Annotated in this window: 17 protein-coding genes and 1 tRNA gene; 7 read left to right on the top strand and 11 right to left on the bottom strand. The window is 38.2% G+C overall.

What is annotated here, in order from left to right; all coding sequences use genetic code 11:
* Positions 1-280: 280 nt before the first annotated feature.
* The 4 genes from mutS to AC1M85_RS06135 all read left to right on the top strand — a co-directional run bounded on the left by mutS (position 281) and on the right by AC1M85_RS06135 (position 5,144).
* Positions 281-2,932: a DNA mismatch repair protein MutS gene (gene mutS, locus AC1M85_RS06150; RefSeq protein ID WP_488213754.1), complete on the top strand. Its 2,652-nt coding sequence runs from the start codon at positions 281-283 to the stop codon at positions 2,930-2,932.
* Between the two features lie 236 nt (positions 2,933-3,168).
* The gene (gene fdxA / locus AC1M85_RS06145; protein WP_035266386.1) at positions 3,169-3,492 is read left to right on the top strand and encodes a ferredoxin FdxA; all 324 of its coding nucleotides are present in this window, start codon (positions 3,169-3,171) and stop codon (positions 3,490-3,492) included.
* Positions 3,493-3,623: 131 nt separating this feature from the next.
* A complete protein-coding gene (locus AC1M85_RS06140; RefSeq protein ID WP_035266384.1) occupies positions 3,624-4,343 on the top strand; it encodes a D-Ala-D-Ala carboxypeptidase family metallohydrolase in 720 nt (239 codons plus the stop codon).
* 135 nt (positions 4,344-4,478) lie between these two features.
* Positions 4,479-5,144: an O-methyltransferase gene (locus AC1M85_RS06135; RefSeq protein WP_035266381.1), complete on the top strand. Its 666-nt coding sequence runs from the start codon at positions 4,479-4,481 to the stop codon at positions 5,142-5,144.
* Positions 5,145-5,423: 279 nt separating this feature from the next.
* On the opposite strand, the gene AC1M85_RS06130 is transcribed toward AC1M85_RS06135, so the two are convergent.
* The 11 genes from AC1M85_RS06130 to AC1M85_RS06080 form a co-directional block, all read right to left on the bottom strand.
* Positions 5,424-6,266: a universal stress protein gene (locus AC1M85_RS06130; RefSeq protein ID WP_035266378.1), complete on the bottom strand. Its 843-nt coding sequence runs from the start codon at positions 6,264-6,266 to the stop codon at positions 5,424-5,426.
* Between the two features lie 110 nt (positions 6,267-6,376).
* Positions 6,377-6,994: a DapH/DapD/GlmU-related protein gene (locus AC1M85_RS06125; RefSeq protein ID WP_092767727.1), complete on the bottom strand. Its 618-nt coding sequence runs from the start codon at positions 6,992-6,994 to the stop codon at positions 6,377-6,379.
* On the bottom strand, positions 6,981-7,583 hold the full coding sequence (locus AC1M85_RS06120) for an IMPACT family protein (protein WP_488213753.1): 603 nt from the start codon (positions 7,581-7,583) through the stop codon (positions 6,981-6,983). Before AC1M85_RS06120 ends, AC1M85_RS06125 begins: the two co-directional genes overlap by 14 nt.
* A 109-nt stretch (positions 7,584-7,692) precedes the next feature.
* Positions 7,693-8,880: an HlyD family type I secretion periplasmic adaptor subunit gene (locus AC1M85_RS06115; protein WP_481613418.1), complete on the bottom strand. Its 1,188-nt coding sequence runs from the start codon at positions 8,878-8,880 to the stop codon at positions 7,693-7,695.
* Positions 8,877-11,012, bottom strand: a complete 2,136-nt coding sequence (locus AC1M85_RS06110; RefSeq protein ID WP_481587669.1) for a type I secretion system permease/ATPase — start codon at positions 11,010-11,012, stop codon at positions 8,877-8,879. Before AC1M85_RS06110 ends, AC1M85_RS06115 begins: the two co-directional genes overlap by 4 nt.
* Positions 11,009-12,415 carry a TolC family outer membrane protein gene (locus tag AC1M85_RS06105; protein ID WP_481587693.1) on the bottom strand — a complete coding sequence of 469 codons (1,407 nt, stop codon included), beginning with the start codon at positions 12,413-12,415 and terminating at the stop codon, positions 11,009-11,011. Before AC1M85_RS06105 ends, AC1M85_RS06110 begins: the two co-directional genes overlap by 4 nt.
* Positions 12,416-13,840: 1,425 nt before the next feature.
* Positions 13,841-14,587, bottom strand: a complete 747-nt coding sequence (gene lptB, locus AC1M85_RS06100; RefSeq protein ID WP_488213752.1) for an LPS export ABC transporter ATP-binding protein — start codon at positions 14,585-14,587, stop codon at positions 13,841-13,843.
* Positions 14,587-15,117 (bottom strand): lipopolysaccharide transport periplasmic protein LptA, encoded by a 531-nt coding sequence (gene lptA, locus AC1M85_RS06095; protein ID WP_373683313.1) that lies wholly within the window; start codon positions 15,115-15,117, stop codon positions 14,587-14,589. Before lptA ends, lptB begins: the two co-directional genes overlap by 1 nt.
* A gap of 25 nt (positions 15,118-15,142) precedes the next feature.
* Positions 15,143-15,688 (bottom strand): LPS export ABC transporter periplasmic protein LptC, encoded by a 546-nt coding sequence (gene lptC, locus AC1M85_RS06090; protein WP_481593664.1) that lies wholly within the window; start codon positions 15,686-15,688, stop codon positions 15,143-15,145.
* A gap of 39 nt (positions 15,689-15,727) precedes the next feature.
* Entirely contained in the window at positions 15,728-16,267 is a 540-nt protein-coding gene (locus AC1M85_RS06085) for a KdsC family phosphatase (RefSeq protein ID WP_481587672.1), read from the bottom strand.
* Positions 16,268-16,270: 3 nt separating this feature from the next.
* Positions 16,271-17,263 (bottom strand): KpsF/GutQ family sugar-phosphate isomerase, encoded by a 993-nt coding sequence (locus AC1M85_RS06080; RefSeq protein ID WP_481587673.1) that lies wholly within the window; start codon positions 17,261-17,263, stop codon positions 16,271-16,273.
* Between the two features lie 195 nt (positions 17,264-17,458).
* Between AC1M85_RS06080 and cysS the strand changes: the two genes are divergently transcribed.
* The 3 genes from cysS (at position 17,459) to AC1M85_RS06065 (ending at position 19,905) form a co-directional block, all read left to right on the top strand.
* Complete coding sequence (cysS, locus tag AC1M85_RS06075) at positions 17,459-18,880, top strand: cysteine--tRNA ligase (RefSeq protein ID WP_481952313.1); 1,422 nt, start codon at positions 17,459-17,461, stop codon at positions 18,878-18,880.
* Positions 18,881-18,944: 64 nt separating this feature from the next.
* Positions 18,945-19,020, top strand: a tRNA-Gly gene (locus AC1M85_RS06070).
* A 225-nt stretch (positions 19,021-19,245) separates the two neighbouring features.
* Positions 19,246-19,905: a cupin domain-containing protein gene (locus tag AC1M85_RS06065; protein WP_180028225.1), complete on the top strand. Its 660-nt coding sequence runs from the start codon at positions 19,246-19,248 to the stop codon at positions 19,903-19,905.
* The last annotated feature ends 30 nt before the right edge of the window (positions 19,906-19,935 follow it).

Here is a 19,935-nt window from a genome sequence, read left to right as displayed (position 1 = left end):
TCGAATATGATCTGATCATGAAATGAAATGCGATAACAAACTGTCCAAAAGATGCGGAGACTATCCAGAGACTGCTGATTCTTTACACAAAGAATTTGCATAAATGGATATCGAATTTAATTATTCAATGAACGAAATTGAGTCGTTGGTTATAATATCGGTTCGACTCATTTATCTTTTGCTAAAAATAGATCTTATAATCGATTTACGCATTTTTTCTCATGCTAAGCTTGAGCAGTACTTCTTCGTTTCAAAATTTAACTACAGGTTTTTTTCAAAGATGACTTTAGATCAATCCAATATCGATCTTTCAACATTGACGCCAATGATGCAGCAATACATGACGGTGAAATTACAGCACCCGCATTCGTTAATGTTCTATCGTATGGGTGATTTCTACGAGTTATTTTTTGACGATGCGCATAAAGCCGCCAAAATTTTAGGGATTACCTTAACCCACCGTGGTAAAGCGAATGGACAACCGATACCAATGGCTGGAGTTCCGTATCATGCAGCAGAAGGATACTTAGCGCGTTTAGTTAAAAAAGGTGAAACCGTTGTTATTTGTGAACAACTTGGGGAAGTCACTGGTAAAGGACCTGTCGAACGTGGTGTAGTCAGAATTATTACACCGGGTACATTGACAGACGACGCATTGCTGAATGCCCATCAGAGTTCAAATTTAGTATCCATCTGTATAAAATCTGATGAAATTGGTATCGCCCTATTAGATCTCAGTGCAGGTATTTTTAAAGTCCAACAACAAAGTTTTCAAGCTGAACAACTTCCTCTAGAACTTGCGCGTCTTATGCCAAGTGAAGTTTTGATTGATGAGGATTTCAAGCATCCAGAAGTGGTTGAACAGATTAAGCAAATTCTTGATTGTCCCGTTACAAAACGCCCAAATGTAGACTTCAATCTGAATAATGCGCAAAAAACTTTATGTGATCAATTCGCCGTAAGTACATTATCTGGTTTTGGAATTGAACATCTTGAGTTGGCGAAAGCAGCTGCGGCAGCTTTAATTCATTATGCCAAAGATACCCAAAAGACGGCATTGCCACATATTCGTTCAATTCGACTTGAACAAAGCTCCGACTTTATTGCACTTGATCCTGTGACGCGACGAAATCTAGAGATTATTGATCCTTTGTTTGAGCATGGCACTTCATTATTTGATTTAACCAACCAATGCCAAACGGCTATGGGTAGCCGACTGCTTAGTCGAACGTTAATGCAACCGATTCGTGATACTGCGTTGTTGGATCAGCGTCTAGATGCGATACAAACCATATTATCTGGCTATCATGAAGCTCCAATTCGTCTGGTATTAAAAGAAATCAGTGATATCGAACGCGTACTCAGCCGTGTGGCATTAGGAAGTGCGCGACCACGTGATTTAGTGCAACTACGTCAAGCATGTGCTCAGATCCCATATTTACGCCATGCATTAGCACCAATGACCTCAACACAGCAATCCGCTTTAATCAATCAACTGAATGAGGAATTGGGTGACTTTAATGGTTTACATCATCGCCTCATGTCAGCCATTGTGGAAAACCCACCTGTTCTACTCAGAGATGGTAATGTCATTGCAAATGGTTTTGATCATGAATTGGATGAACTTCGTCAAATACGCGATCATGCAGGACAATTTTTAATTGATTTAGAAATCAAAGAAAGAGAAACAACAGGTATAAACACACTAAAAATCGGTTATAACCGAGTGAGTGGCTACTATATTGAATTAACTAGAGCGCAAGCAGAACAAGCTCCTGCCCATTATATTCGTCGTCAAACATTAAAAAATGCTGAACGTTATATCACCCCTGAATTGAAGTCTTTCGAAGATAAAGTGCTTTCAAGCGAATCACGTGCATTGGCTCGTGAAAAACTTTTGTTTGAAATGTTATTGGATGAATTACGTCAAGATATCGCCAATCTTCAAATGATGGCGAGCGCTATTGCTCAACTGGATGTTCTTACAAACTTCGCACATCTATCAAGATTATATAATTGGAATCGTCCGGAATTTAGCCCTGAAATTGGAATACACATTCAAGCAGGACGCCATCCCGTTGTTGAATCACTGATTAAAACGCCTTACACCCCAAATGATACTTATCTAGATGTACAGCATCGTATGTCGATTATCACAGGCCCCAATATGGGTGGTAAATCCACATTCATGCGTCAGACGGCGTTAATTACGCTCTTAGCATATTGCGGTAGTTTCGTTCCAGCGAAATCTGCCAAATTGGGACCTATTGATCGGATCTTTACGCGTATCGGTTCAGCAGACGATCTTTCTTCTGGCAAATCTACATTTATGGTGGAAATGACGGAAACTTCTCAAATTTTACATCATGCCACTCAACAATCTTTGGTATTGATGGACGAAGTAGGTCGTGGCACAAGCACTTATGATGGTTTATCATTAGCTTGGGCTTGTGTTCTTGATTTGACGCATCGCATTAAATGTTTATGTCTTTTTGCAACGCACTATTTTGAATTAACAGAATTAGGCATGGATCCGTGTATTGATAATTATCATGTCACTGCGCAAGAAGTGAATGGTCATCTCATCTTATTGCATAAGGTTCAAAAAGGTCCTGCAAGTCAAAGTCATGGTTTACAGGTCGCTAAACTAGCAGGTATTCCTCAAAACGTGATTAAAGAGGCTCAAGCTAAACTTAAAAAACTGGAGAAACTCCAACTGCAAACTCAACCTGTGCAAAAAGATCTGTTCTCTCAAGATTTATTTTCAAATAGTGAACCTGTAGAAAAAATTATTGAAGTTGAAAATGTGGTTGAAATTCATCAACCTTCTCAAGTTGAACAACTCCTTTCAGAAATTATTGTAGATGACTTAAGTCCAAGACAGGCTTTAGACCAACTCTACCAACTCAAACAATTACTCCAAAAATCTTAGTTCAAGCACACTCAATCAATAAGCCAGTCAACTGCTGGCTTTTTTTATTCATGATTTTTGAAATTCAGAGACAAAATGCCTAAGAATTTGGAAATCCAAGAGGTCTCATCATAAATATTACTGATTTAGTAGCATCCCCTATATTAAATATCAAGAAAAGGAATTGTTAGTTTCGTTCAATTTGCCTAAAATACAGCATTCGTTATTAGAACCATATTTTTTAGGTAGCTGACGCCATGACCTTTGTTGTCACTGAAAATTGTATTAAATGTAAGTATCAAGACTGTGTAGAAGTTTGCCCAGTTGACTGTTTCTATGAAGGTCCAAACTTTCTAGTCATTAATCCAGATGAGTGTATTGACTGCGCGTTATGTGAGCCTGAATGCCCTGCAAATGCCATTTTCTCGGAAGATGAACTACCTGAAGGTCAAGAAGTCTTTATCGAACTCAATGCTGAACTTGCAGAAAAATGGCCAAATATTACTCAGATTGGTGATCAGCCAGCTGACCGTGAAGAATGGAATGGCAAACCAAATAAATTGCAATATTTAGAAAAATAATCCAATGAGAGATCAGCTTCGGCTGATCTTTTTTATACCTAATTGGTACATTTATTTGCAATTTATACGCATTCTTGATAATCAATTAGCATAAAATAGAAACTTATTTGCTTTAGTAAAATTTATTTATAATGAAATTAATTTTGAAGGGCTTGTGCTCAATCAGTGCAATATCGTTGATATTGATTGGATGTACGTCCTCCCCTCAAAAAGGACGAACAATCGTCACCAATGATGGTCAACGCATATATATTCCACAAGAAAAAATAACCTATGAACGTCCAGCGCGACCAAAAGTCATGCCGAATTCTTATCGTGTTTGGCTGATGCAAGGTAATAACCAAGCTCAAGCACGAGAATATGAACAATACTTAGAACGTAATAATGTTGGCAATATTATCCCAAGTTTTGAATTATTTAAATCAGCACGTGCTTGGCAGAAATGTGGTAAATCTGAATATATGGTTCCAAACCGTGAGCTATGGTCGAATCAGTTACCAACACTGAAAGTATTTAAATATCTCGTTGCAGCAAGGATTTTAACTGATTTTGAGGTTACATCTGTATATCGTGACCTTCCATTAAATCAGTGTGCTGGTGGCGCAGGTTCGTCTCGACACTTGTATAACTCAGCCATTGATTTCAGAATCGGTCCTGAATTTCCTCAGGCTGAAGATTATGCATTCATCGAAAATTCTAAATTTAAATTGTGCCAATTTTGGCAAAATTATGGTCAAAGCTTAAATATGGGCTTAGGTTTATATGCGACTGGTCAAATACATATTGATACTCAAGGTTACCGAACTTGGGGACCCGATCTGACTCGAAATACATCTTTATGCCATTACTAATTTTAGATGATCACATTTAATTAAGAGGTCTTTGACCTCTTTTTTTTGACTGATTTTTCAGCATCAAAGCATCAGAAATTTGCACATTCACTCGAAACGATTACAATGCACTGAACTCCCTACAGGTACTCAGTTATGCAACAACAATGGTCAGATATTGATGCTTATATTGAATCTCATCTGATGCCAGAAGATCCAATTTTAACTCAGACTCTACAAAATACAGCTGATAAGGGTTTTCCTGACCATCTAGCAGTTGCTGCTAACCAAGGCATGTTATTACAAATGTTAATTCAAATGAATCAGTGTAAGCGTGTGTTAGAGCTTGGAACCTTTGCGGCTTATAGCACCATGTGGCTAGCAAGAGCTCTTCCTGAGGATGGATATATTCTCACGATCGAGGGTCGTGATACACATGCAGCACTCGGTCAAGAAAATATCGACAATGCGAAATTAAAGCAAACGGTTGAATTAAAAGTTGGTCGCGCTGCGGATATTCTCAAATCTTTACCTGAAAATTTTGAGCCATTTGACTTTATATTTATTGATGCTGATAAACAAAGTTACCCAGAGTATTTAGAACTATCACTTAAATTTTCACGCTCAGGTACCATTATTTTTTTAGATAATGTGATTCGCGCTGGTGATATTTTGGATGAAAAAAATGTCAAACCAAGCATCGAAGGTATTCGTGAAATGTACCGCCTTATGCAGAATCATCCTCGACTATTGTCGAGTACAGCCTTACAAACCGTCGGCAGTAAAGGACATGATGGTTTTGCACTGGCGATTGTCAAATAAATCTTAATACTAGTCATTAGTATCACTTAAAGGAGTATTCATCAATTTGAATACTCCTTTTTCTTGCACTAAAGCCCTGAAAAAGTTATCCCCGATTCCTGTTTGTATTCCTGTGGATAAAAATAAAATATTATGGCAAACACCTGATTTTCATAAGCTTTAATCAAAAGATTATAAAATAATCAAACTATAAAACCCTACTGTTCTAAAAATTTATCCACCTTCTACCAGTAAAGTTGAACCAATATTTATCAAGTAAAATTAATCAAAATTGATTGATCATTTAGCAACCAACAATGGAACGACTGAATTTCTAAATATATTGGTCGTAATACTGCCCAAGAAAAATTGTTTTACTTTACTGCGACTATAAGCGCCTAGCACAATTAATTGAATTTGATGTTGTTGCTGATAATCTAAAATATTCTCAGCGACATCTCCAAAACGGTATTCAACAACCACATCCAATCCAGCTTCACGTAAATACTGAGCTGGGATATCAAGAATTTCGGGATGATCACCCACATAAAGCAAATGACACTGAAGTGTTCTTAATAAATCACTTTTAGCAACACGATGCATCATTTCTTTACAAGTCTGAGAATCTTCATAGGCAAAAATAAAACGTGTTGGTGGCTTAAAGGTTTCACCAACAGTTAGAACCGTACAACGGGCACCACGAATAAAATTCTCTACATTACTCCCTAAACTTTTGTGTTTTTCTGCGGAGCGCTCACCCACTCGACCAATAATCGCAATGTCATTTTCATTTAAAACATTGAAACTCTGTTCGAGGAAATCACCTTTTTCTTGAATTTTTATCGGCGTAATACCATATTTTTCTTCAATCACTTCTGAAATATGTGAAAGCAAATTATTACTATAATCTAAGGCTAATTCACTTTGTTTTTGTTCTAATTCCGCGAGTTCTTTTAAGAGCATTGCATTACTTTCAAATCCAATCACACCACTAATTTCACCCAGATGATAACTTGCAGGATAGTAATCTAAAACCTGTAAAAGGACTAACTCACGTTTAGTTCGATCCGCAATCCAGGCTGCTGCTTCAGCTAAGGCATGAATACATGGGGATGAATCAATACACGCAATTACACGGTTCATGATTGCCTCACTTTGACATGATGTCTGATTGTTCTTTTCTTTAAACTATCATAGCTTTCGGGCAAATGAACATGGTTTATGTAATTTAATTCAATCTTTCGCGTTACGAATTATTCACGCATTCGTATAAATTGAGCTGGATTCCCTGCAACAACTTCTCTTGCCTGAATATCCTTAGTAACCATACTATTCATACCTACAATCACCTGTTCATGTATGGTCACGCCATCTTTAATGCCCACATGCGCCCCTAACCAAACATCACGATGAATCTCAATGCCTTTTGAGCGTACTGCTTGCTGGTAAATAGGTTGATCTAAACTCATGCCATGGTCAAATGCATAAAGATGACAATAAGCTGCGATCCGTACTTGGTCATGAATCTTAATCCCAACGCGTCCACCATCTAAAATACAATGATGATTAACGGCGACTTCAGACCCAATTTCTAAAGGACCATGCAAGGTACAATCCGCGGCAATAAAAGTATTATCTCCAATAATGATCTTCCGACCACGCTCAGCAAAAATATGGGCTAAAGGGGAAATGAAACAATTTTCTCCAATTTCAACAGTCTCCATGTCCATTAAATAGGCTTGATAATCTTTTTGCCAAGCTTCAGCCCATTCACGATGCTTTGCCTTGAGTGACCAATATAACCAAGGCATGTAATTCAAACGATGTTTATGTTGTTCTCGATACTTGAGTAAAGGATCATGTTCCGTCACGTTCGACATCCTCTATATTCAATTGTTCACGTCCACGAGTCACATCTTGGATTTTCAGTTTAAACGGCTCAATTTCATGAATTTGCATACGTGCAGTAATCAATACTCCAGAGTCAACATATTCTTCAATATATTCAATTTTTTGTTGATTTAGCTCGTATTGAAAAATCGACCACTCATTAAATTGGCATTTAAAATTTACAGTTTTCTTTTCGATGAGTTCAATTTTTTCGACCTGTAATAAGCATTGCCCTGATACACCTCCGTATGCTCGTACCAAGCCTCCAGTTCCGAGTTTGATACCACCATACCAGCGGTTTACCAATACAATAATATTAGTGAGCTCATTCCCTTCAATCGTTGCAAGTATGGGTCTTCCAGCTGTTCCTGAAGGTTCTCCATCATCATTAAAACGGACTTGATGCCCAATTTTCCATGCCCAGCATTGATGGGTCGTCGAGGCATCAAAATACTGGTTTAAAAACTCTTTTACATCCTGTTCATTTTCCACAGGTGCGGTGATCGCCTGAAAACGGCTTTTCTTAATATCTTCTTCATAGATATAAGTCTGAGCAAGAGTAAATGGCATGGTAAATTACAAAGGTTGAACTCAAATACATTATGCGTGATTCAATCATATTAAAAAACCCAATCAAAACATCATTGATTGGGTTTTAAACAGACTGAAAAAATAGAGATTATCGTTCGCGTAACGCTTCTTTCGCCTTATTGAATGGTTTCAACAGGTATTCAAGAATCGTTTTTTGACCTGTCTTAATATCAACCGTTGATACCATACCCGGCGTGATTGGGAAAGCTTGCCCAGCTTTGTTATAAAGCTTGTCTGAATCAGTACGAATATACACACGATAATAGAATTGATCTTGTTTAACTTCATCACGTAGCGTATCAGGAGAAATGACTGTTACCTCTCCTTTCAAGCCACCGTAGATTGAATAATCGTAAGCAGTGATTTTAACTAAAGCTTCCTGTCCAGGATGAATAAATGCAATATCACGCGGTGAAATTCGCGCCTCAATTAAAAGTTGTTCATCTAAAGGGACAATGGTCATCAACTTACCATTCTGAGGAATAACACCACCCAAAGTCATCACATCAATTTCTTTTACCACACCGCGGACTGGTGCTTTAAAGATTGTACGATTCAGACTATCAGATTTACCTTTGATCACTTGTTGTTGAGTTTCGACATCAGTGCTCGCCTTAGATAACTCTTCGCGTGCCTGCACATAGTACTGGTTACGAATATCGTTAATTTGGTTGGTCAATTCATTTGCTTGACGTTTTAAACGTAAAACTTCAACTTCACTCGCAGCACCTTTGGCAACAAGCGGTTCTGTCATTCTCAATTCTTGCTGAACTAACGTAAGTGCTTGCGTTAAGCCAGCAATAGATTCTTCCATATTGGCACGTCTAGAATGATAAAGCTGAGTTTCTTCAGCAACCAATTTTGGAATTTTTTGAACTGATTCTGGAAATACCAGTGGACCACCATTCACTTCCGCACGTAAACGCGCAGCTGTTGCTTGCGATGACAGTAGTAACGATTCTGATTCACCCACATTTGAAGCAAATCGTGTCGGATCAAGTTGAGCAAGGGTTTGCCCTTTTTCAACAATATCACCTTCTTTAACTTCAAGTTTGGTTAGAATCCCGCCCTCTAAAGATTGAATCACTTGTTCCTTAGAAGTTGGAACCACTTTACCTGTACCATTAGAAACTTCTTCAAGTTTGAAAATAGCTGCCCAAATAATGAGTGCAAGCAAACCCAGACCAATAATCCAAATCGTAATACTGACCTTCGGTAATGGTGGCTCTAACTGAGACACTTTTAATGAACGTTGTTGTTTTAATTCTTCGCTCATGATTTAGCCCCTGAATTTGCTTGTTGCTGGCCAGAATTATTTAAAATTTGATCACGTGGGCCATCCATAACGATACGACCATCATTCACCACGATAATTCGATCCACTAACTCTAAAACTGCACGGCGGTGGGTTGCCACAACCAATGTGCGATGTCCAAGCCAGTTCTTCATATGATCAATTAATTGTTTTTCAGATACATCATCAATCGCAGCTGTAGGCTCATCTAACAACAGAATATTCGGCTGACAAATGAGGAGTCTTGACAATAAAAGTGCCTGACGCTGTCCACCTGAGAAGCCGACACCACCTTCTAAAATAATATGATCTAGTCCTTCTTTCTTTTCTTGAATGAAGTTGAGTGCACCTGTTACAGCAAGTGCTTTTAATAAATCATCATCGGTAGCTAATGGTGCACCTAACGTTAAATTTTCTCTGACTGTACCAAAGAATAGGTGCGCATTTTGATTCAACAAACCTACGTCACGACGAACGTCCGATGGATCTAACAAGGTAATATCAATATTATCTAATTGAACCTTACCTTGAACTGCAGTTTGCATACCTGAAAGTAATTGAAGAATGGTCGATTTACCTGCACCGTTACGCCCAAGAATCGCAATTTTTTCACCTGGTTTAATTTCAAGTTTAGGAATCACAACACTTGGTTTAGGATCTTCTTCGCCGTATTTAAAGACCACACCATTTAATTCATAATGACCATCAAGTACTGATCGCTGAATCAATTGTGAACGCTCAGGATGGTCAACCTGTTTACTCATTAATTCATCAAGACTTTCTTTCGCTGTTTTAGCTTGCTGATAACGACCAAGAACACCTGTAACCTGTGCAATTGGCGCTAACATACGTGATGATAGAATCGAACATGCCACCAACGCACCGGTGGTCATTTCTCCATCCATTACCGCAAAACAACCCACCAACACCACAATTGCAAAAGTCAACCCCTGTAATTTTTGAGTCCAAAGATTCAATACGCCTACAATTTTACGTTGTTTCATGCTGATAGAAGCTGAAACATCATTCATGTGATTCCACTGATTTTGAAAGCGGGACTCTGCACGTAGCAGTTTAATATCTTCAATACCTTGAACAGCTTCAACGAGAATCGCATTTCGTATTGATGACTCACGCATACCCTCTTTAGCCAATTGCGCTAATTTTTTTTGCGCCAAAAGCCCTGGAATAATCATCAGCGGTACAACCACCAAAATTACCCAGAAAAGATTGCCACCAATGAGCCAAAAAATACCAAGGAACAGGAAGAAGAATGGTAAATCAGCAAAGGCGGTAATTGTTGTAGATGTTACAAGCTCACGTACACCTTCTAGTTCACGAATTTGTGAAATAAACGTTCCCGTGGATTTAGATCGTTCACTATTTTTAATACGTAAAGCATGACCAAAGACCCGATCTGAGACTCTTAAATCTGCACGCTTACCAATCATATCTGAAAGAATTAATCGTGAGTATTTCAATGCGAATTCAAAGATTGCAGCAAGTAATACACCACCTGCCAGCACCCACAAGGTTGGAATAGATTGTGCTGGAATAACACGATCATACACATTCATCGAGAAGACGATTGTCGCGAGTGCTAATACGTTTGCAAGCAATGATGCAAACATAATATCGATATAGCGTTTCCAATCGCGTAATACAATTTCCCAAAACCAATTTTTTTCGTACGGTTTAATGTATTCGTCAATACGCGCATCAGGTACTGAGGTTTCTGGTCTTAAAATATAGACTGAGTCGATGACATCTAATAATGTATCTACTGAAAATGTCTGTGCTAACCCTTCATCACCGCTCAGTTGAACACTTGCGTTACCTTGTGCATCTGCACGATCAATGACGCCAACTTGCCCATCTTTAAATCCGACCAATACCGGTAAACGCCACGGATTTAAAATATCGGGGCTAAAATCCACTTTACGGACATGCAAACCTACTTGGCGTGTCATAATTGCCAAGATGTCATCGACTGACTGGTTCTGATTCCAATTTAGTTCTAAGCGAATACGTTCAGCAGAGGTTTCAATTCGATAGTGACGTGCAACCGTCAGGACACCTTGTAACCATGGTTGATAATTTATTCTTGTATTCATGGTTTCAATTCTACCCCTTGAATGGTCAAATTATTAAGTTGATATACATCGCGGCTCTTACCAGAAGCGGCAATATATTGAACTAAGTTTTCATAAATATCATAACGTGCCGTTTCAATATCTGAATTTGAACGGTGAATCGCTTGCTCAGCATTTAAAAGATCAACAGCTGTACGAGTGCCAAGTTTATATTGTTCTTGATATAACTCTTTCGTTCTGACTGATGTCGCTTGTTGATCAATTAATACTTTCATTTGTCGCTGTTTATTTTCAACTTGTTCTTGAGCACGACGAATTTCATCAATTGTTTCTAAATAAACTGCATTTACTTTTGCTTTAGCAGCTTCTTCTGCAAACGATGCCGCACGACTGCGTGAACTAATTGCACCACCTTGGAAGAAAGTACTATTTGCTTCAAGCATAATAGAACTATCTGTTCCATCGTCTTGATTGTTATTCGGATTACGTCCGTTGACTGCTTGACTCAATGTACCTTTAACATTTAACGTAGGATAACGACTCAATTGAGTTTGTTTTTTTTCTAATTCTGCAACATCAACTTCAGCTTTGGCAGCCATCATTTTCGGAATTTCGTTAAACTTTGGCTCTGAATAAATATCTGAAGCCTTAATTAAACTCTCAGGTATCTCCCAGTTATATTTTGATATATCTGTTCCCATCAAAGTTCTAAGACGTTGTTTAAATACATTGAGCTGTGTTTCTTGCAGAATTAAATTTGATTGTGCAGATTCATAATATGATTGCGCTTGGATTGGATCGGCCTGACTGCTGATACCTGCCTCTGCACGTAAATTAGCAATTTCTCGGATTCGTGATATACCAGCAATTTGCTCACGTGCAATACGTGTAATTTCTTCATATCGCTTAATATTCACGATGGCAGAAGCCACTTCAAGAGCAATTTGGTCAATTGTGACAAGAACTTGAGCTTGGCTAAACTGCAACTTGGCTTCTTCTGTACTCACTAGTGATTTTTGTTTACCAAAGTCAAAAAGTAGTTGTGTCGCATTGACATTAAATAATTGACGCCCTCTTTCTCCTGAAGTCATATCTCCAGTTGAAACACCTGCACTCAACTGTGGGTAATAACCGGCTTTAGCAACATCAATAAATGCATTTTGTGATGCGAGTGAAGAAACACTTTGTGTCACTTCAGGATGTCTAGCTACTGCAATCTTAATCGCATCGTATAAGCTTAACGTTTGTTTATCAGCCGTACCATTCACAAGTGGCATCAAAGATACTGGAGCACTAGGCGAAGCCTGTGTCGTGATCACAGGCAATTGTTCGACCTGTTTAGGATCAAAGCTAAAATCACTCAGTTCATTTAACTTAACTTGTCTAAAGTCATCATCAGCTTTAGGTTTAAAAAACTGATCCATATTTGATTTTAATGCAGTTAAACTGAATTTTTTCTTTGCTTGAGGTTCAGCATTCACCGTATTGTATTTTTGTTCAGAGACGACTTGATCAGCTTTAGGCTTAATATTTACAACTGGCTTAATCGACTGCGATTGTTCAGATATTTTCGCTTTCTGCTCTATTGGTTTTGAATAAACAATTGTAGGTTTATTTACAGCCAAAGCACTAGTCGGTTGCTGAACGATCAAATTTGGACGCTCAATTACATTCTGTGTTTCTAACTTATTATGAGAACCTGATTTAAAAGGCCAAAAAGCTTTGGCTTTAGATACAAGACTTTGACGATGTTCAACTTTCGCTACAGTTGAAGGTGGAGCTTGTAGCAAGTTGTTTTGGCTGTTAATTTGTTGATCATTAACAATCTTCGGTTTTGGTGTACTAGACACTTTCAATGAAGATTCACTCACCGATTTTTGTAAAGTCGGTGTCAAAACTTTTGTATTTGAAACATTGCCAGTAGCTTGGTGATGACCCTCATCCAACTTAGTTTTATCTTTGCCTATATTCCCAATAAATGTAAAGAGTTTACTTTTTGGTTTTTCTGTTTTGTCTTCTGAAACCGATGTTTCATTTTCTAGTAATTTTGCGTGTTGCGCGTCAATTAAAGATTCTGTTAGTTGATTTTGGATCTTTGGTTTAAGCGGTTTTAAAACCTGACGAGTGTCTTTAGTAGCGGGTTGTACAGTAGATGAAATAGTAGGTTTTAGAACATTTGGCGCTGAAGCCTCTTCAATATCCTGCTTTACCTTTGGCAGCAATACTTTTGGTTCAGATGCCGCTTTTTCACGCTTAACAAATGCAAAGAAAGATTTCTTTTGAGTCTTTTCCTTCGACTCATTCTGAGACTGCGAATTAGATAAAGGTATAGTGTTAACTTGAGCAATTTCATTTTCGACTATGTCGTCTAAATCAGGAACTTGTTCAATAACTTTAGGAACAAGAACCTGTTCTTTCACTTGCTCTTTCGAGATTTTGGATTTCGATTGGAATAATTTAAAACGTGGCTTTTCAAGCTGTTCAGGTATATCTTCAACAGTCTTTTTTTCCAAACTAAAATTGATTTTGGGTTTTTGTAATTCTGCTGATAGTGCACGTTGGGTATCGTCAATTGCTAGAGGAGCGATTGCATCTTCAGCATGTACTTGTGTCGCACATAAACTGATCGCAAACAGCGTGATATACCCCATATCCTTCTGACTTAATTGATGTTTAGCCACTTGTAATCTCTATTAAAAAGTGTGAACTACGTCACATAAAATCAATCGTATTCTACAATGATTTTTATATTATTTCTGCGTCAATTGTAAACTTACGATTTGTTTGAGTTAATTTACAGTCTAAATATCTATAAAACAACATTATTTTATAGATATCACACTATTTTTTTAAACTGTGAAATCATCACCTAAATAAACTTTACGGACAGTTTCATCCATAAGTACTTGATCTGGGGTCCCTTCTGCAATGACGGATCCTTCGCTGACAATATAAGCATGCTCACAAATCGCGAGCGTTTCGCGAACGTTATGGTCTGTAATGAGCACACCGATACCACGTTCTTTTAAATTGCGAATAATGTCTTTGATATCACCTACAGAAATTGGATCTACCCCAGCAAAAGGCTCATCAAGGAGCATAAACTTAGGATCGGCGGCTAATGCTCGAGCGATTTCAGCACGGCGACGCTCCCCCCCTGACACACTCATCCCCAAAGAATCTTTAATATGTGTAATTTTAAAGTCTTCTAATAACTCTTGAAGTCTCTCTTTGCGTTGTTGCTTATTAAGATCCTTGCGCGTTTCAAGAATCGCCATAATATTATCTGAAATACTCAATTTACGAAAAATTGAAGCCTCTTGTGGCAAATAACCAATTCCATGACGAGCACGCTCATGCATTGCAAGATCCGAAAGATCAAGATTATCTAAATGAATTTCACCTTTATCCATTCGAACCAGTCCGACTATCATGTAAAAGCTTGTCGTTTTTCCCGCCCCGTTCGGTCCAAGCAAACCCACAATTTGACCACTTTGCATGCTAAATGAAACATCTTTCACCACCCAGCGTTTACTATAAACTTTGGCAAGATGTTTAATTTTTAATGTTTGGATTTGTGATTCATTGACACTCATTAATCACGTACTCCAGAGAATGATTTTGAGGCAGAAGGTGGAATGATAATTTGTACACGACCTTTCGAACTGCCTGTGCCACTACTGCCACCGCCTACAACTTCGATATCACCCTTATTCATACTGTAACGCAAAGTGTTCCCACGAATACTTGCGCCATCTTGATACAAGTATGCATTACCCGACAAAGTAATAATGCCTGTATCAGCGTTATATACAATTTTAGAGGCTTCACCACGTGCAATGCCACGTTTAGACTCTAATTGCTGTTGGAATTTTGCAGGGGAACCTGACGCATTTACTGAGCTAATTTGGCGATTGGCATTGAGATTAGCAACAATAGAAGCTGCATTTAACTTGAAAGTACCTTGTTCAACAGAAACATTCCCCACATAGGTCGTTATACCTGTTTTATCATTATAGGTCGCACGATCAGCTAATAGCATGATGGGTTGATTACGATCGCTTGGCAATGCAAATGCCATAACAGAAATAGAACTGAGTGCCACCATTGCTATTGCTTTAAGCATTTTCGAACCTGATAAATAAGAAGGTTTAGTTTGGTGCATACTTTCCTCGAATATTTTTAAAATCGTACTGACCTTCATTCAAATCTGCTTCTAAGCCTTGGCTGACAAAATCTGCATTTGGTGTTTGTACAGTAACTTGCTCAGATGTTTCAAGCTTTCTTGTTTTTGGATATCCTGTAAGCGCATCGGTTCGAAAAACCATTTTGCCCATTTCTCCTTGCTTGGTTGCAACAACATCTCCAGATAACACAATCTTCTCATTGTCATTGAAACCATGTGCTTGTTTAGCATAAAACGTAGCGTCTTCTACATTATCAGTAAACATGCTGGCATTTAAATTCTGCAAGCTTGATGTTTTCTGTTTCATATCTTGGTTCAGTTCATCCACTGTAGCCTTAACATAAAGCATGCCTTTTTCATCAGTTTGCAAAAGATTAATATTCTTTGCCGAATATGTCATCGATTGAGCGGATGAACCCTCTAATTTTTTCCCTTTACCGCTGTAATAATAATAGCCACCACTTATAGCAGCGACAATAACAGCAGTAATGTATAAAACTTTAGTATCCATAAATCATCAACTATATTCAGCGTTCATATCAACTGCATATTAATGCGTTACAGCCAAATATTTTTCAAGAAGTTCATGGTAAACCCCTTTTGACAACAATAACATGTCACAAATTTCACGCACAGCGCCACGACCACCATAAGCTTGGGTTACAAGGTCTGCACGACGACGAACTTCAACATGACCATTTGGCACTGTTACTTTCATTCCCGCAATCGCAAAAGCTGATAAATCTGGCCAATCATCCCCCATATACAAGCAATCTTCTGGTTTTAAACCCAGTTGCGTACAAGCTTGCTGTAAGGCAGTCCCTTTGTCTTCACGCCCCTGATAAACTAAGTCTACACCTAGATCATTCATACGCTTTGCCACAATATTGCTTTGGCGACCGGTAATAATGACAACTTTAATTCCAGCTTGCTGAACAAGTTTCATCCCAAGTCCATCACGAATATCAAATGACTTAATTTCATCACCTGAGTTCGTCAACGTTACAAAACCATCACTTAGAATACCATCCACATCCAAAACCAACGCTTCGATATGTCGTGCTTGTTCTAACAATACATAAGATGCCATGAATTAATTTACCCCAGCTTGAATTAAATCGTGCATGCTAATCACACCAATCACTTGTTTGGCATCATTGACTACTACAAATTGATTGATTTTTTTAGCATTCATTTGCTCTAGCGCTTCAACCGCTCTTGCTTCTTGTGAAATGGTTAGAGGATTTTCAATCATAACCTTTGATACAGCAAGATTAACATCAAAACCTTGTTGCTTATCAATGAGACGTCGCAAGTCACCATCCGTAAATATACCTAACAGAACATCATTTTCATCCACAATTGTGGTTAATCCGAGACGTTTGTTTGATATTTCGTATAAAACTTTATTCATTGGTGTATCTGGTGAAACTTTTGGTAGAGAGTCACCCACGTGCATCAGATGTTTAACATGCAACAGTAATCGCTTACCGAGTGCACCAGCTGGATGCGACATGGCAAAATCATTTGCAGTAAATCCACGCGCTTCAAGTAAAGCAACAGCCAAAGCATCACCTAAAGCTAAAGTCGCTGTCGTACTTGAAGTTGGTGCCAAACCTAATGGGCATGCCTCTTGAATATGACCAAGTGTAAGCGCAACATCAGCGTTCTGTGGCATTGGTCCACGGTCATCACCTGAAATTGTTATCAATGGCACACCCAAATGTTTGATGAGTGGCATTAACATCATGATTTCATCACTTTTACCAGAGTTCGAAATCGCGATCAGCACATCTCCACGCACTAACATCCCGAGATCACCATGACCAGCTTCACCTGGATGCATAAAGAAAGACGGAGTTCCTGTTGATGCAAATGTTGCAGCCATTTTTCGACCGATATGACCAGATTTCCCCATACCAGTGACCACTAAACGACCTTGACACTGTAGGATAATTTGACATGCTTGGGAAAAACGATCATCAATCTGACTAGATAGTACCGATAAAGCTTGACGCTCAATCTCTAAGGTTTCTTTTGCAACCTTTTGAAAATCAATTGGATATGTAGTATTTTCAGAATTCAAATCTGGGCACCTTGAGGCTGGATTCAGCCACAATTTCAATCATTAAATTATTCTTCATATATTAACATAAGCATGCAAGTATCTTTTTCTTAAATGTATAGATTTCATTTGCATAGATTTTTTACGCATAAAACTTTGTGAAAGATAAGCCTTAGGTTAAGATGAACCACCATTTTTTTAGCTTTTTGAAGACCTATGCAACCATTTGTTCTATATAACTCAGAGCAACGAAAAAAAGTTGAGTTTGTACCACGCAAAGAAGGACATATTGATATGTATGTCTGTGGGATGACAGTTTACGACTACTGTCATATCGGTCATGCTCGGGTTATGGTTGCATTTGACTATATTATTCGTTTTCTTCGTAGCCAAGGTTGGAAAGTTAAATATATTCGCAATATTACTGACATTGATGACAAAATCATTGCACGTGCAAATGAAAATGGTGAAAGCATTACAGCACTCACTGATCGCTTTATTCAGGCAATGAATGAAGATGCTGCTAATTTAGGATGCTTGGCACCTGATGAAGCACCTCGTGCGACAGAGTACATCGATCAAATGCAAAATATGATTGGTACTTTGGTCAATAATGGCACTGCATATCCTGCGTCAAACGGTGATGTGTACTTCGAAGTTGAAAAATTTAAAAAATACGGGCGTCTATCTGGTCGTAAACTCGAAGACATGCAAGCAGGTGCTTCCGAACGAGTCGATGTTGAAGTTGAAAAGAAACATCCTTTCGATTTTGTGCTATGGAAGCATGCAAAAGAAAATGAACCTTCTTGGAAATCTCCTTGGGGGAATGGTCGTCCAGGTTGGCATATTGAATGTTCAGCAATGTCTACATGTTGCCTTGGTAATCATTTTGATATTCATGGTGGTGGGTCTGACTTAACCTTCCCCCATCACGAAAATGAAATCGCACAAAGTGAAGCTGCAACTGGCGAACAATATGTAAACTATTGGATGCACGTAGGCTTTATCAATGTCGATGGTGAAAAAATGTCTAAATCTTTAGGCAATTTTTTCACGATTCGCGATGTCATGGAAAAATTCCATCCTGAAGTTATTCGTTACTTTATCGTTTCATCACACTATCGTAGTCCTGTGAATTTTTCTGATACTGCGCTTAAAGAAGCTAAAAACACATTAAGTCGTTTTTATCATTCATTTAAAGCATATCAACAGATATATGGTGCCGAAATTAATTCGCAATACGATGAAGCACTCGTTGAAAAGTTTAATGCAGCAATGCGGGATGATTTCAACACATCAGAAGCGATTGCCGTACTTTTTGAAATCAATAAAGAATTAAATCGTGCCGTAAAAGACGAACTTGCTGAACAGGCGGCCATATATTATGCCACCTTGCGCCATCTGACCAATATCTTAGGTCTTGTTCAACATAATGTTGATGAATTCCTAAAATCAGATATTGGTCAAGAAAGCTTATCTTTGAGTAATGATGAAATTGAAAATCTCATTCAACAACGCAAAGATGCCAAGAAAGAGAAAAACTTTGCGCGTGCAGATGAGATTCGCCAAAATCTTCTTGATCAAGGCATTGTACTTGAAGATACGCGTCAAGGAACTTTATGGCGACGTGCTGATTAATTCATCAATTAAGTTTTGGAAGTGTTGACAGGGTGTGCAAAATCACTATAATTCACACCATATTGCGGGAATAGCTCAGTTGGTAGAGCACAACCTTGCCAAGGTTGGGGTCGCGAGTTCGAGTCTCGTTTCCCGCTCCAAAATTTTAAAAGCCTCAATCGAAAGATTGAGGCTTTTTTATTGACTTAAATTCTCAAATAAAGTCGACCTAGATTAAATTATTCGAAAGAGAAAAAAACGCTAGCCGACCAAAGTCAAAGTTGTTCCACACCCAATCACTCTCGAACTTGAACAGGTTTTCATCTTAAATTCACGCTTTTTTTGATAAAATTAATCACTTTAATGCTCTTTTTTAGGCTAAAAGCATGAGATTAAATGCTGACTTCTCTCAACCTGTAATAATTACTCCAGAGGATTATCAATGGATTCAATCCCCAAGAGGCGAAGTTAAACGAATGATGTTTGATCGTGTTGGCTTAGAACAAGCAAGAGCAACCAGCCTAGTTGAGTTCCCTTCAAATTCTCAGTTCCGAGAGCATCAACACCCCTTCGGTGAAGAAGTTCTAGTGTTAAAAGGGACCTTTACTGAAGATGATCATCAGCACTATCCATCTGGATGGTATATGCGAAATCCTCACCTTTCTAAACATATTGTCTCGAGCGTAGATGGATGTCTGATCTTGGTGAAACTCATGCAAATGTCTGAAGAAGAAAAATTAGCTACACGAATTGATACTCGTGACGAGCGAAACTGGACCTATTTTAACAACAGAAAGATTTGCCAACTATTTCAATCTGAGTATGAAGACACCTTTCTCGAAAAACTCGAAAGCCAACAGGTTTTAGAATCAACACATCATAACGGTATTGAAATTTTCATTATCAAAGGTAAATTGGTGATGAATGAACGAAATTATTCAGCCGGTTCGTGGATAAGGTTTCCGATTCAACATCGTATTGAAATCAAAGCAGGTGGTTCTGGCGCTTTGATTTATGTAAAAAAAGATCATTTAAAAAATATATAAACCCAAAAAAACCCAATACATTATTGGGTT

The sequence above is a fragment of the Acinetobacter sp. 24-47-64 genome, assembly GCF_057737055.1.
This window is presented reverse-complemented; position numbering and strand designations above follow the sequence as displayed.

Bases quoted from the DNA above. Each gene is read 5' to 3' on its own strand.
- mutS (WP_488213754.1), top strand. From the start codon at position 281: ATGACTTTAGATCAATCCAATATCGATCTTTCAACATTGACGCCAATG.
- fdxA (WP_035266386.1), top strand. From the start codon at position 3,169: ATGACCTTTGTTGTCACTGAAAATTGTATTAAATGTAAGTATCAAGAC.
- AC1M85_RS06140 (WP_035266384.1), top strand. From the start codon at position 3,624: ATGAAATTAATTTTGAAGGGCTTGTGCTCAATCAGTGCAATATCGTTG.
- AC1M85_RS06135 (WP_035266381.1), top strand. From the start codon at position 4,479: ATGCAACAACAATGGTCAGATATTGATGCTTATATTGAATCTCATCTG.
- AC1M85_RS06130 (WP_035266378.1), bottom strand. From the start codon at position 6,266: ATGAACCGTGTAATTGCGTGTATTGATTCATCCCCATGTATTCATGCC.
- AC1M85_RS06120 (WP_488213753.1), bottom strand. From the start codon at position 7,583: ATGCCATTTACTCTTGCTCAGACTTATATCTATGAAGAAGATATTAAG.
- AC1M85_RS06115 (WP_481613418.1), bottom strand. From the start codon at position 8,880: ATGAGCGAAGAATTAAAACAACAACGTTCATTAAAAGTGTCTCAGTTA.
- AC1M85_RS06110 (WP_481587669.1), bottom strand. From the start codon at position 11,012: ATGAATACAAGAATAAATTATCAACCATGGTTACAAGGTGTCCTGACG.
- AC1M85_RS06105 (WP_481587693.1), bottom strand. From the start codon at position 12,415: ATGGATCAGTTTTTTAAACCTAAAGCTGATGATGACTTTAGACAAGTT.
- lptB (WP_488213752.1), bottom strand. From the start codon at position 14,587: ATGAGTGTCAATGAATCACAAATCCAAACATTAAAAATTAAACATCTT.
- lptA (WP_373683313.1), bottom strand. From the start codon at position 15,117: ATGCTTAAAGCAATAGCAATGGTGGCACTCAGTTCTATTTCTGTTATG.
- lptC (WP_481593664.1), bottom strand. From the start codon at position 15,688: ATGGATACTAAAGTTTTATACATTACTGCTGTTATTGTCGCTGCTATA.
- AC1M85_RS06085 (WP_481587672.1), bottom strand. From the start codon at position 16,267: ATGGCATCTTATGTATTGTTAGAACAAGCACGACATATCGAAGCGTTG.
- cysS (WP_481952313.1), top strand. From the start codon at position 17,459: ATGCAACCATTTGTTCTATATAACTCAGAGCAACGAAAAAAAGTTGAG.
- AC1M85_RS06065 (WP_180028225.1), top strand. From the start codon at position 19,246: ATGAGATTAAATGCTGACTTCTCTCAACCTGTAATAATTACTCCAGAG.